This is a genomic window from Streptomyces sp. NPDC059524 (assembly GCF_042749255.1).
Lineage (GTDB): Bacteria > Actinomycetota > Actinomycetes > Streptomycetales > Streptomycetaceae > Streptomyces > Streptomyces xanthii.
Window position 1 is genome coordinate 1 of the sequence record NZ_JBHYTK010000022.1, and the last position, 11904, is coordinate 11904.

The 11904-nt window shown below is 70.6% G+C and carries 13 protein-coding genes; 7 read left to right on the plus strand and 6 right to left on the minus strand.

What is annotated here, in order from left to right:
• The coding region (locus ACFW9D_RS09240) for a hypothetical protein (protein WP_384619577.1) at positions 1 to 390 on the plus strand (390 nt) is incomplete at its 5' end.
• Positions 391 to 406: 16 nt separating this feature from the next.
• On the opposite strand, the gene ACFW9D_RS09245 is transcribed toward ACFW9D_RS09240, so the two are convergent.
• Positions 407 to 607: a DUF397 domain-containing protein gene (locus ACFW9D_RS09245; RefSeq protein ID WP_384619580.1), complete on the minus strand. Its 201-nt coding sequence runs from the start codon at positions 605 to 607 to the stop codon at positions 407 to 409.
• A complete protein-coding gene (locus tag ACFW9D_RS09250; RefSeq protein ID WP_384619583.1) occupies positions 604 to 1452 on the minus strand; it encodes a helix-turn-helix domain-containing protein in 849 nt (282 codons plus the stop codon). Before ACFW9D_RS09250 ends, ACFW9D_RS09245 begins: the two co-directional genes overlap by 4 nt.
• A 167-nt stretch (positions 1453 to 1619) precedes the next feature.
• Here ACFW9D_RS09250 and ACFW9D_RS09255 point away from each other — a divergent pair, with 167 nt between their 5' ends.
• Both ACFW9D_RS09255 and ACFW9D_RS09260 read left to right on the plus strand, forming a co-directional pair.
• Entirely contained in the window at positions 1620 to 2132 is a 513-nt protein-coding gene (locus tag ACFW9D_RS09255) for an ATP-binding protein (RefSeq protein ID WP_384619586.1), read from the plus strand.
• Between the two features lie 137 nt (positions 2133 to 2269).
• The gene (locus tag ACFW9D_RS09260; protein WP_384619588.1) at positions 2270 to 3118 is read left to right on the plus strand and encodes a helix-turn-helix domain-containing protein; all 849 of its coding nucleotides are present in this window, start codon (positions 2270 to 2272) and stop codon (positions 3116 to 3118) included.
• Here ACFW9D_RS09260 and ACFW9D_RS09265 read toward each other — a convergent pair.
• A complete protein-coding gene (locus tag ACFW9D_RS09265; RefSeq protein ID WP_384619591.1) occupies positions 3105 to 5054 on the minus strand; it encodes a fibronectin type III domain-containing protein in 1950 nt (649 codons plus the stop codon). The genes ACFW9D_RS09260 and ACFW9D_RS09265 overlap by 14 nt on opposite strands.
• 60 nt (positions 5055 to 5114) lie before the next feature.
• Positions 5115 to 5885 (minus strand): calcium-binding protein, encoded by a 771-nt coding sequence (locus tag ACFW9D_RS09270; protein ID WP_188338119.1) that lies wholly within the window; start codon positions 5883 to 5885, stop codon positions 5115 to 5117.
• A gap of 193 nt (positions 5886 to 6078) precedes the next feature.
• Between ACFW9D_RS09270 and ACFW9D_RS09275 the strand changes: the two genes are divergently transcribed.
• The 4 genes from ACFW9D_RS09275 to ACFW9D_RS09290 all read left to right on the plus strand — a co-directional run bounded on the left by ACFW9D_RS09275 (position 6079) and on the right by ACFW9D_RS09290 (position 9884).
• On the plus strand, positions 6079 to 7542 hold the full coding sequence (locus ACFW9D_RS09275) for a fibronectin type III domain-containing protein (RefSeq protein ID WP_384619594.1): 1464 nt from the start codon (positions 6079 to 6081) through the stop codon (positions 7540 to 7542).
• Positions 7543 to 7584: 42 nt separating this feature from the next.
• Entirely contained in the window at positions 7585 to 8103 is a 519-nt protein-coding gene (locus ACFW9D_RS09280; RefSeq protein ID WP_384619597.1) for a GNAT family N-acetyltransferase, read from the plus strand.
• A gap of 139 nt (positions 8104 to 8242) precedes the next feature.
• Positions 8243 to 8635 carry a nuclear transport factor 2 family protein gene (locus ACFW9D_RS09285; protein ID WP_384619600.1) on the plus strand — a complete coding sequence of 131 codons (393 nt, stop codon included), beginning with the start codon at positions 8243 to 8245 and terminating at the stop codon, positions 8633 to 8635.
• 124 nt (positions 8636 to 8759) lie between these two features.
• Positions 8760 to 9884 carry a sugar ABC transporter substrate-binding protein gene (locus ACFW9D_RS09290; protein WP_188338122.1) on the plus strand — a complete coding sequence of 375 codons (1125 nt, stop codon included), beginning with the start codon at positions 8760 to 8762 and terminating at the stop codon, positions 9882 to 9884.
• Positions 9885 to 9915: 31 nt separating this feature from the next.
• Here the strand turns inward: ACFW9D_RS09290 and ACFW9D_RS09295 are convergent, their stop codons facing one another.
• Together ACFW9D_RS09295 and ACFW9D_RS09300 are read right to left on the minus strand one after the other, a co-directional pair.
• A complete protein-coding gene (locus ACFW9D_RS09295) occupies positions 9916 to 10893 on the minus strand; it encodes a LuxR C-terminal-related transcriptional regulator (RefSeq protein WP_384619603.1) in 978 nt (325 codons plus the stop codon).
• Positions 10890 to 11900 carry a helix-turn-helix transcriptional regulator gene (locus tag ACFW9D_RS09300; RefSeq protein WP_384619606.1) on the minus strand — a complete coding sequence of 337 codons (1011 nt, stop codon included), beginning with the start codon at positions 11898 to 11900 and terminating at the stop codon, positions 10890 to 10892. Before ACFW9D_RS09300 ends, ACFW9D_RS09295 begins: the two co-directional genes overlap by 4 nt.
• Positions 11901 to 11904 lie beyond the last annotated feature (4 nt).

Genomic DNA, 11904 nt, shown 5'->3' on the forward strand with positions numbered 1-11904 from the left:
GCCCCGGACGACCCGTCCGGGGCCACACGGCGTTCCGGGTCTCACCTCACGTCGTCCCAGACGGCCCGCGCCGACGGCGGTGATAGCGTCCTGGCCATGCTCGAGGAGAACACCCAGCTTGCTGGGCCGGTCCGCCGGTCGGCCAAGCGTGTCATCGGCGCCGTCGTCCTGGTTCTCCTCGGGGCGGGCCTGCTGTACGTCGGGATCGACGCGATCGCCGATCCGGCCTCTGTCGTCGCCGACTCGGCGAACACGGGGCGCAGCGCGGACACCGAAGCCGAGGCCAAGATCGTGGGCCTGGTGATGTGCCTCTTCGGGGTCTCGGTGCTCGGCTTCGGCATCAGTCTCCTGAGGCCGAACGCGACCCAGGGCCCGAAACCCGGCAGCTGAGAAGTCTGCCCCGAGGTCACAGACCGCCAAGGAATCCGGCCCAGGCCGTTCCGCTCACGGTCAGGCGGGCGCCATCCGCCTTCTTGGAGTCCCGGACATGCGTCGTGCCGGGGGTGTGGGCCACCTCGACGCAGTCGGGCTCGTCGCCGCCGCTGCTGTAGGTGCTCTTGAACCAGGCAAGCTCGGTCGGGGACCCGGCGTTGGTCTCGCGGTTCATAGTTCTCCCAGCACTCGCTCGATGAAGGCCAGTGACTCCCCTGGCGAGAGGGCCTGAGCTCGGATGATGCCACACCGGAGTTCGATGCTGCGGAGCTGTTTCGGGTCGGAGACCGGGCGGCCGTTGTACAGGCCGTCACAGCGCCCGATCGCGGTTCCGTCCTCGAATTTCAGCACGTCCATGTTCCCGCTCATCCCCGCGTGATCCTCCCGGTCCGTCGGCATCACCTGGATCTCGACCGTGCGCAACTGGCCCAGTTCCAGAAGGTGTTCGAGCTGACCGCGCAGGACGGCCCGGCCGCCGATGGGGCGGCGCAGGGTCACCTCCTCCTGGACGAAGCTGAGGGCGGGGGCAGGGTCGCGGTCGAAGACGGACTTGCGGGCCGTGCGGCCGGCCATCGCGCGTTCGATCTGCTCGGACGACAGCGCGGGGCGGCGCATCGAGAAGAGGGCCTGCGCGTACTCGGGGGTCTGGAGCAGGCCGTGCGGGCTGTGGTTCCAGTACGAGGTCAGCTCGACAGCCTTCGCCTCTAGGGCGGCGATGTCCCGCACCTTCTTCGGGTACCGGACTTCGGCGACGTCCGGTTTCATGGCCTTGAGCAGGCCGTTGGCGCGGAGTACGTCATCTGCCTTGTCCAGGAATTCAGGGCGTGGGATCCGCGTACCGGTCTCCACCTTGTAGACGATCCCCTCGCCGTACCCGAGTGCCGCGCCGAGCTCCGCGACCTTGAGTCCGGCCGCCTCGCGCAGCGCCCTCAACTGGTGTCCCACCAGGGCGATCACCGCCGCTCCCTGTACGTCACCGGGCTCGATCTCCCAGCCGTCACCGTCCGTCGCACCGGTCATCCGTGCGTACCTCCCGCCCGTTCGGCTCCCCGCCCACGTTCCGTGAACCGCCCTACCCACCACGGGTCTTGGACAGCCTGTACAGCTCTGGACAAACGCTGGACAGTGACCGTACGTGACAGGCGAGTCGCGGATCAGAGTAGGCGGATCCGGCCACGCTGAGTGACGTGAATCGAGAGAACTTCAGCGTCCAGCTGTCCCCGACCCCGCGCGCGGCCCGCCTCGCCCGTCTCCTCGCCACCGAACAACTCCGCAGCTGGGGCCTCGCCCACGTCCTGGACGACGCGGCGCACGTCGTCGCCGAACTCACCGCGAACGCCGTCACGCACGGCCGCCTCCCCGCCCGCGATTTCGTCCTCAGGGTGTACGTGACCGAGGTCGTCCTGCGCATCGAGGTCACCGACACCCGCGCCGACCGGCTCCCTCGACTCCACGCGGCCGAGGGCGAGTCGGGGCGCGGGCTCGTCCTCGTCGAGGCACTGGCCGAACGGTGGGGCGTCACCCAGGGGCCGTTCCCGCGTAAGACCGTGTGGGCCGAACTGCGGCTCGCCCGACCGGGGCACGGGGACCCGGTCGCCGGTGCCAGGGGCGGTCAGTACAAGGAACTCTCGGCCGGGGGAAAGGAACCCCTCCAAGCCCCACCTCTCCCCGCCTGCGAGCCGGTTCACCCGCACTGGTGAACCTTGCCAATTCCGCTGGCAATTGCCCTAGTTGGTGGCTCTACGCTCACCGCAACAACCCAGACAGACGTCGGCCCCCGACGGGACTAGCGATCCCGATCGAGGGCCTGACCATCAAGGAAGAATCACCCTTCCCCATGGATGCGAACGACCTTAGCGTGCCCGCGCACGCGCAGTCCCGCGATGCCGGAAACGACCGCCCGGACGAGTGCACCGGAGTACCCGTCGGCGCCGGGATCGTCCACGAGAACGCCCGGCACGACAGCCACTTCACGGTCGTCGGCAACCACCTCGCCCAGCACCGCGAACTCTCCGGCCTCGCCATCGGCCTGGCCGTCCACATCCAGTCCCTGCCGCCCGGCGCCAAGGCTGACGTACGCACCCTCGCCGCCCGTTTCCCGGAGGGCACCACCCGCATCTCGGCCGCCCTGCGCGAGCTCGAAGCGCACGGGTATCTGCGGCGCGAGCGGCACCGGACGCCCGACGGGCGGGTCCGGACCCGTACGGTCTCCTGCAACCGGCCAGGCGCCCCACCCGCCCAGCCGCGCCGCCGTCCTCCCGCACCGAGGAAGCCCAGGCCACTGACGGTGCCGCAGCCGGAGCACCGGCCCGGCCCCGCGCTCCTCCGCGCCTGTACCGAGTTGCTCGTCAGCTTGCACCGCACGGACTCCCGCCTCGCGCTCCCGGCCCGCGACGTCGAACTTCTCACCCCGGGTGTCGCGGCCTGGCTGGAGCGGGGCGTCAGTCCCGCCGCCGTCCGCCACGCCCTCAGCAGAGGCCTGCCGGAGGGCGGCCCGATCCACCGTCCGGCAGCCTTCCTCGCCCACAGACTGGAAGCCGAACTGCCGGCCTGGTCACGCTCGTTCGACCGACTGGGGCCGGTGGAGCCACCCGTACGGCATCGGCTCCACAACTGCGACGTGTGCGACCACGCCTACCGAGGCCCGGAACCGGGTCGCTGCCCCGGGTGCGTCAGCCGACCTTGAACGTGATGCTCGTGGGCGCGCCGTAGCGGCCGTACGTGTCACCCACCTCGACCTGGACCATGTAGGTACCGATGGATGTCGGCCGCCAGGTCAGCGTGTTCTCGGTGGTGGTGCGGGTGAAGCCGTTCGGGCCGGCGACCAGCCAGCGGTAGCGCCCCGGCGTATGCCCCGGCTGTGACGCCGGGGTCGCAGTCACCGTGACGTCCTGGCCGAAGCCGTGGCCCGCGCAGTCGTTGGCGGTGCACTCGGTGAACGGGGCGGACAGAGTGAGGGTCGCGGCCGCGGGCGCCTCCGGGGTGGCCGGGGTGAGGCGGTCCGCCGCGGTGGTCGGGGACGGGGCCGAGTCGAGGCCGTTCTGGTCGACGGTGGTCACGTAGTACCAGGCCTTGCCCGCGGCGGCCGTCGTGTCGTCGAAGACCTGGGCGGTGACCGGGCGTTCCGTCAGCAGGGTCCAGGCGCCGTTCGGGTCCGTGCGGCGGTACACGCGGTAGCCCTGGTCGTTGAGGGTCCAGGGGATGGCGAGCCGGGTGGCGCTGTCCATCGGGGTCGCGGTCGGGGCGCCGGGCGCGGCCAGCGCGGAGGCCGCGGGGCGTGTGGCCGTGGCGGTCGCGGAGACCGGCGAGATGTTGCCCGAGTGGTCGACGGCGTACACGCGGTACGAGGTGGGGACGCCGGCGGTCGCCGTCGCGTCCAGGTAGGAGGTGCCGAGGACGATGCGCGGGCCGCCGCCGTCGGTGCTCTCGGGGGTCGACACCCACACCTCGTAGTGCGCGGTGTCCTCCGTGGCCGCCTGCCAGCGGACGTTGTTGCCCGCGGTCGTGCCGTCCGCCGTCACGTCCTGCACCTGGGAGGGCGGGGTGACGTCGGGCTCGCCGGTGTCGGCGACCGCGGACGGGGCGGAGACGTTGCCCGCGGCGTCCCGGGCGACCACCTGGTAGTACCAGCGGGGGGTGGTGGAGAACGACGGCGTGTCACGGAACGAGGTGTCGGTCAGCCATCCCGAGACGGCGGTGTAGGTCCCGTCGGCGGCGGCCGCCCGCCGCACCTGGTAGCCGGTGGCACCGGCCGAGGTCTGCCACTTCGCCGTGACGCCGCCCTCGGACCGCTCGACCGCGAGGCCGGCGGGAGCGGCGGGCGCGGTCTTGTCGGCCGTGGTGACGGCGAGTTCGGCGGAGGCGGCGGAACGGTTGCCCGCCTTGTCGACGGCCCGGATCCGGTACTGGTACGCGGCGCCGGTGGCCGGCGGGGCGTCGGTGTACGGGGAGGACGTGGTCGTCGCCAGGTACTCCCACGTGCTCGCGGTCGCCGCCTTGCGGTAGACGCGGTAGTTCGCCAGGTCCATCTCGACGTTCTTGGCCCAGGACAGCGTGGCCTTGCGCGTGCCGTTGTCGTAGACGGCCTTGAATCCGGCCGGAGCGAGCGGCGCCGTCTTGTCGTATGTGGCCGAAGTGCGGGGCACGTACGTGTACTTGACCTGTGCGGTGCCGGTCCAGTTCACGTAGTCGACGCGGAGGGTGTGCCGGCCCTTGGGGACGGTCAGGTTCACGGTCTTCGCGTGTGACGAGCCGGTGTTGGACCACAGGTCGATCTTGCGGCTGCCGTCCAGGTAGACGCGGATGCCGTCGTAGCCGGAGGCGGCGAAGGTGAACGGGCCGCCGGAGCCGAAGTCGCGGGTGACGGACCAGCGCACGCCGAAGTTGTTCGTGGGCAGGCCGGTGGCCGGGGCGCCGGTGCCCCATTTCTGGTCGATCGCCGAGTCGCAGTCGGTCTTCTTCGGCGTACCGGAGAACGTGGTGTTGGCGAAGAACTCCCGCTTGAAGACGGGAGAGGCGCAGGTGACGGTCGCGGCGCCCGCGGCCGGGACGGCGGCGCACAGCAGGCCGGCGGTGGTGGCCGCCACCAGGAGTGCGGCACCGAGGGGTCTGGCGGATGTCATGGCGGTCCTGAGAGGAGTGGAGTTCCTGAAGGGAAGGGAAGGGAAGGGGAAGAGCGGGGGCTATTTCAGCGCCACGCTGTCGCCCGTGGCCGTCACCGGGCTCGTCGTGCCCGAGCCCGCGAACTTCCAGCGCCAGGTGCCGGACGCGTTCGCCGTGAGCGTCGTCTTCAGCTTGCCCGCGCTGTCCGTGGTCGCGGACTTGACCGTGGTGTAGGTCGAGGTGCCGGACTTCTTGAACTGGAGGGAGACGGACTTGCCTGCGTAGCCCCAGTAGGCGTTGGAGTCCCAGCTGGCGCGGGTCAGGGTGCCGGTCACCGTCAGGGTGCGGCCCTTCACCACCGGCTCGGGGGTGGCCTGGGTGGCGGTGAGCTTGGCGTAGCGCTTGATCCTTACCGTCTTGCTGGTGTCCAGGGTGTAGAAGTCCTGGTCGTTCGCCGCCGCCTCGGCGTCGAGGTGCCAGGTGCCCGCGTCGGCGTTGCGCAGGTCCGCGTAGTCGTCGGAGGCGTTCGCGTCGAAGGAGTACTTCCAGGCGCACTTCATCGTCGTGGACGTGGGGCGGGTGCAGGACGCGGAGTAGGGGAACGCGATGCGGCCCGCGGGGCTGACCAGTTTGCCGCCGTAGATGCCCTTGATCCCCGAGCCGTCCTTGGCGGTCGCCGTCACGGTCAGGTACTGGGTGGCGCTGACGCCGACGTTCACCGTCGACTTGCTGAACGTGACCGACGTGAACGTGGTGTCCCCCTTGTGGGTGTCCGCCTGCGCGGCGGGCGTGAGGAAGGGGAGCAGCACGAGGGCGCCGCCCGCGACGGTGGCGGCCGTACGGATTCGCATGGTTCTCCAGGCAGAACGGTCCGGATCTTCGACGCTTCGTCCGGGCGTGGAGAAGACACGTGGAGGGTTCGCTTGGTTGTACGGCGGGTGTACGGGCTTCGTACAACCTTCCGGGCAGGTCAGGGGTCATGAAGCCGATACGCCGCTCCCCACCCGTTTTTCTTGCCTCGTCCGAGAGGCCGAGAGGATCCCGTTGCACAAGAAGAGATCCGGCGCCGCCGCTGTCGCGGGGGCGCTGTCCGTCGCCGCGGTCGGCGGGCTGCTCGCCGTCGCTCCCCAGGCGGCCGCCGCCACGACCTGCTCCACCAACGTCTACCAGCGGTCCTTCTACAAGAACACGACGTTCTCCGGCACTCCGGTGAAGACCGACTGCGACAGCGCCATCAGCCAGAACTGGGGCACGGGCTCCCCGGCCACCGGCGTGCCCACCAACAACTTCGGCGTGCGCTGGTCCGTGACCCGTGACTTCGGCTCCGGCGGCCCGTTCACGTTCAACGTGTCCGCCACCGACGGCGTCCGCGTGTACCTGGACGGCGTCCGCAAGATCGACCTCTGGCAGGGCACCGGCGACACCGCCCGCTCCAAGAGCGTCAACCTCACCATGCCGTCCGGCAAGCACACCCTGCGCGTCGACTACGTCAACTGGACCGGCGCCGCCAAGGTCTCCTACACGTACGCGCCCCGCACCTCGGCCACGTACGACTCGGTGAAGCCGCTCGCGCCGACCGGTGTGAAGACCGCGTACGACACCACCACGCGCCGCACGACCGTCTCCTGGTCCGCCAACAAGGAGATGGACCTCGCCGGGTACAGCCTGTACCGCAGGGAGGCGCGGACGGGGAGCACGTGGACGAAGGTCGCGTCCACGACCACCGGCCGCAGCTACACCGACCCGCTCGTCAACCCCGACGACCGCACGCCGTACTACTACGAGGTCCGCGCCAGGGACAAGGCCGGCAACACCTCGTCCGGCTCCGCCGACACCATCGTGCGGCCGGTCCCCACGGCGACCGGGATGACCGGCTCGTACGACCCGGAGACCCGCCGGGTCAGCCTGAAGTGGACGCAGAACACCGAGCCGCACTTCGACCACTACACCGTCATGTCGAACGAGATGATCGACGGGCGCGGCACGTGGGTGGCCATCGGCACCACCAAGGGCAACACCTGGACCACCGATCCGGTCGTCGCCGACGGTGAGGCCAACCAGTACAAGGTGATCGTCACCAACGACGGCGGCACCACCGAGTACGTGGGCAACGGCTCCCTCAACGCGTACGCCGAGAACGAGGTCTGGCTCAACATCCCGGACCAGATCGGCCCGGCCTACGCGCCCCAGCTGAGCCCGCTCGTGCGCTGCGACGCCGGTGTCCGCGTCACCGTGTCCGACTCCACGCCCGCCCCGATCCGCGACTTCGTCGGGTTCCAGGTCGAGCGCCGCGAGGCCGGCACCACCGGCGACTGGACCGTCGTCCTGCACCAGGGCTTCGACCCGCGCACCGACATGCCCAGCGCCACCACCTGCGACGGGCTGCAGACGGACGGGCGCACCTACGAGTACCGGGCGTTCACCTACGACCCGTCCGGGAACCTCTCCCCGGCCACCGAGATCCAGTCGATCCGCGTCGACGACATCTCCTGGCCCACCACCGGCTGACCGGCACGCGGCACGGTTCATGGGCCCGCCCATACTGGGCCCATGACCGAGATCCGTACCCCTCGCCTCCTCCTGCGCCGCTGGCTGCCCGACGACGACCTGGTCCCGCTCGCCGAGATCCAGGCCGATGCGGCGGTGATGCGGTACGTCGGTGACGGCGCACCGCGCTCCCTCGACGAGACCGCCGAGGACATCGAGCGCTGGGAGGAGGAGTGGGACGACGAGGGGTTCGGGATCTTCGCCGTCGAGCTGCTCGGATCGGGCGAGCTCGCCGGCGCCGTCGGCCTCCACGTGCCGGACGCCCCGGCTCCGGTCGCCGGGCACATCGGCATCCAGTGGCGGCTCGGCCGGCAGTTCTGGGGGCAGGGGTACGCCTCCGAGGCGGCCCAGGCGACGCTGGAGTTCGCCCTCCAGGACCGGGGCATCGACCGGGTCGTCGCGGCCACCGCGGAGGGCGACACATCGTCCGTGAAGGTGCTGGCCAAGCTGGGCATGGAGTTCACCGGCGAGGCCGACGGCATGCGGCTGTACGCGATCGACCTCACCGAGTACGAGGGCTGAGCCCTCCCTCATTACCTTCGGCGTAATCGCGGTCCCGGGCACGCCCCGGCACTCTGAAGTCACCGGAACCCGGGCGGCGCACTCCGTCCGGGCTCCGGCCCCGACAGACGTAGTGACGACGCCCAGGAGGCCGACCGCCATGACGACCACCGGAACCAGCCGCACCGTCCACGAGGCCGCCGCCGACCGCTACTTCGAGGCGTGGAACGCCCGCGGCGCCGAGGCCCGCGCCAAGGCCGTCGCCGCCGCCTGGACCGAGGGCGGCACCTACACCGACCCGCTCGCCGACGTCGCCGGACACGAGGGCGTCGCCGCGGTCATCGCGGCCGCGCACGAGCAGTTCCCCGGCTTCTTCTTCCGCCCGCTCGGGGCCGTCGACGGGCACCACGGCATCGCCCGCTTCGGCTGGGAGCTCGTCTCCGAGGCCGACGGGTCCGCGCCGGTCGCCGGCTTCGACGTGGTCGAGCTCGACGAGGACGGCCGGATCCGTTCGGTCCACGGCTTCCTCGACCGGGTCCCTATGTCTTCATAAAAGGAATCTAAGGACCCGGTTTCGTTGCATTGTGGCTTCACCTCTTGACGCTCGGTGGGCGGCCGAGTTGGCTTCGAGCCACCTCGGTCGCACCACTGCGGCCATGTCAGGGAGGTATCCGCACATGAACACGCGCATACGATGCGTCACGACGACCGGCGTCGTATCCGTCCTCTTGGTCTCGCTCTCGGCCTGTGGTGGTCTGCTGCCCGGTGGGGACGGTGGCAGCAGCGAGCCCACGCACAAGGGAAACGATGTCAAGATCGGTCTGCTCCTGCCGGAGAAGGAGACGACCCGCTACGAGAAGTTCGATCACCCGGGCATCGAGGCCAAGGTCGCCGAACTCACCGAGAGCCAGGGCGAGCTGGTCTACGCGAACGCGGAGCAGGACGCGCAGCAGCAGAGCCGCCAGTTGCAGCGCATGATCGACGCGAAGGTCGACGCGCTGATCGTGGACCCGGTCGACGCCGAGGCGATCGCGCCGTCCGTCCAGAAGGCGAAGGACGCGGGGATCCCCGTCATCGCGTACGACCGGCTCGCGCAGGGCCCCGTCGACGCGTACGTCGGCTTCGACAACGAGCTGGTCGGCCAGACCCAGGGCAAGGAACTGCTCCTCGCGCTCGGTGACAAGGCGGGTAAGAGCAGCCAGGTCGTCATGATCAACGGTGCGCCGTCCGACCCGAACGCCGCCCAGTTCAAGGAGGCCGCGCGCGCCGAGCTGGCGAACACGGTCACCGTCGCGAAGTCCTACGACACCGCCGACTGGAAGGCGCAGAACGCCAAGGCGGAGATGAAGCAGGCCATCACCTCGATCGGCGCGGGCCGCATCGCGGGGGTGTACTCGGCGAACGACGGCATGGCCGCGGGCGTCGTCGAGGCGCTGCGCGAGGCCGGCGTGACGAAGATGCCGCCCATCACGGGGCAGGACGCGGAGCTCGCGGCGGTGCAGCGGATCCTCACCGGTGACCAGTACATGAGCGTCTACAAGCCGTACGCCAAGGAGGCCGCGACGGCCGCCGAGATGGCGGTGCGGATCGCTCAGGGCCGCACGATCGAGTTCGAGGCGCTCGCGGCGGACCGCACGAACAGTCCGACGACGAAGCAGATCCGCACGGCGAGCGTGAGTGTCGTGGCGCTGAAGCGGGACAACATCAAGTCCACGGTGATCAAGGACAAGTTCTTCAAGGTGTCCGAGATCTGCACGGCGAAGTACGCGGCGGCGTGCGCGGAGGCGGGGCTGACGAAGTAGTCCGGCCGGTGCGGTGGCCGGGCGCCGCGTCTCACTCGCCGCTGTGCAGGATCCCCGACTCGGCGATCCGGTAGCCGAGCTGGGCGCGGCTCTCGCTGCCCAGCGCGGCCGCCAGCTTGGCGATGTGGAGCCGGACCGTGCGGATGTTGACGCCGAGCCGCTCCGCGATGACGGCGTCCGTGTGCCCCTCGATGAGCAGCGCGGCGATGGTCCGCTGGCGGTTCGTCGGGTCGCTGTGCGGGGCCGGACCCGGCGCGGTCGCGGGGTGCATGGGCGTGGCGAGGCGCCACAGCCGCTCGAAGGTGGTGACCAGGTAGGAGATCAGGGCCGGGTGGCGGATCTCCATGGCGACGGTCCGGTCGGTGCTGGCGGGGATGAAGGCGACGGAGCGGTCCAGGAGGACGAGGCGCTCGGTGACCTCGTCGAGGGTGCGCACCTCCACGCGGCCGTCGAGCTGCTCGTAGTGGGCGCGGACGGCGGGCGAGTGGCGTGAGGCGTGCTGGTACAGGGTCCGCATGTGGCAGCCGCGGGCGAGCAGCTCCTGCTCGCGAGGGAGGACCATGGCCAGCTGGTCGGGTGGCCGGAAACCGCCGGGCTGGATGGTGAGCAGTTCCTGGGAGGCGCCGCGCATGGCTTCGGCGATGGCCGCGTTGATCCGCTGGAAGCCCATGAGGATGGAGATCATCGGGGAGTCGGGGACGGCGGCGCGGCGGGCGTCCAGCTCCATGAGCGGGGCGAAGGCGGCGGCGAGCCGGGCCTCGCGGCTGCGGCGCTGCGCTATTTCGTCCTCGATGCTGTTCAGGAGGGCCGGCAGGGCGACGGCGGGGGCCACGGGGCGGAGCCAGTCCGCGTCGCCGGGGTCGGGCCGCAGGAGGCCGAGTTCGGCCAGGCAGGGCGCGGTGGACGCGTCGGACCTGCGCAGCCGGCCCCAGTGCAGCGCGTGCGCGTAGAGCCGCGAGCCTTCCTCGCAGAACTCCTCGGCTCCGTGCGGGTGGGCCTTGGCGGTCACGCGTCGCTCTCTCTGCTCGGCAGGTCCGGTTCGTGGTCCAGGATCCCCGATCGGGCGATCAGGAAGCCGAGCTGGGCCCGGCTCCCGCTGCCGAGGGCGGCCGCGATCTTCGCGATGTGGGCGCGGCAGGTGCGGACGTTCATCCCGAGGCGGCGGGCGATGGCCTCGTCGACGTGGCCCTCGATCAGCAGCTTGGCGATGGAGCGCTGGACGCCGGTGATGCCGTCGGTGGCCGGTGGGTACGGGGGCTCGTCGAGCAGGGGGGTCGCGCGGCGCCAGAGGTCTTCGAAGACCTTGGTGAGGTACTCGACGAGTCCGGGGTGGCGGAGCTCGAGGGCTACCTGGCGCTCCTCGCCGACCGGGATCAGGGCGACGGTCCGGTCGAAGATCATCAGTCGGTCGATGAGTTCTTCGAGGGTGCGTATCTGTACGTTCTTGCGGTTGATCCGGGCCGCGTAGGCGAGCGTTCCCTGGCTGTGGCGGACGGTGTGCTGGTAGATGGTCCGCATGGCCACGCCGCGGTCCAGGACGGTCTGGCCGCGCTTGAGGGCCACGTTCAGGGTGTTCTCGCTGCGGCCGCCGCCGGGCTGCACGGTGAGCACCTCGAACTTGCACTCCGACGTGAGCTGCTCGATGCCCGCGTTGATCCGGGCGTCGCCCTCCAGGACGGTGATGGCGTGCGTGGCCGGTTCTGCTCGTGCGGTGATGGCCATGAACGGCTCGAAGAGCTCTGTCAGGGCCACGGCGGTCTTGCGCCGCTCCTGTATCTCGCGCTCCAGCGGTGTCAGCCATTGGGCGAGCGCGGCGTTGGGCGGAACCGGGAGGAGCCGGCTCGCGTCGTCCGGATCCGGGTGCAGCAGGGCCGAGGCGAGCAGGCACGGCGCGTCCTCGGCGGTCGCGCGCGCGAGGCGTCCCTCGGCCAGGGCGAGCGCGTAGAGCCGTGCCCCCTCGTCGCAGAGCGGGGTCGAGGGATGAGGATGTGTCGGTTTCGTACCTATTGAGAACAATCTC

What these genes read in the sequence shown, in the direction of transcription:
- ACFW9D_RS09245 (WP_384619580.1), bottom strand. Translation starts at nt 607, where the DNA reads ATGAACCGCGAGACCAACGCCGGGTCCCCGACCGAGCTTGCCTGGTTC.
- ACFW9D_RS09250 (WP_384619583.1), bottom strand. Translation starts at nt 1,452, where the DNA reads ATGACCGGTGCGACGGACGGTGACGGCTGGGAGATCGAGCCCGGTGAC.
- ACFW9D_RS09260 (WP_384619588.1), top strand. Translation starts at nt 2,270, where the DNA reads ATGGATGCGAACGACCTTAGCGTGCCCGCGCACGCGCAGTCCCGCGAT.
- ACFW9D_RS09265 (WP_384619591.1), bottom strand. Translation starts at nt 5,054, where the DNA reads ATGACATCCGCCAGACCCCTCGGTGCCGCACTCCTGGTGGCGGCCACC.
- ACFW9D_RS09270 (WP_188338119.1), bottom strand. Translation starts at nt 5,885, where the DNA reads ATGCGAATCCGTACGGCCGCCACCGTCGCGGGCGGCGCCCTCGTGCTG.
- ACFW9D_RS09280 (WP_384619597.1), top strand. Translation starts at nt 7,585, where the DNA reads ATGACCGAGATCCGTACCCCTCGCCTCCTCCTGCGCCGCTGGCTGCCC.
- ACFW9D_RS09285 (WP_384619600.1), top strand. Translation starts at nt 8,243, where the DNA reads ATGACGACCACCGGAACCAGCCGCACCGTCCACGAGGCCGCCGCCGAC.
- ACFW9D_RS09290 (WP_188338122.1), top strand. Translation starts at nt 8,760, where the DNA reads ATGAACACGCGCATACGATGCGTCACGACGACCGGCGTCGTATCCGTC.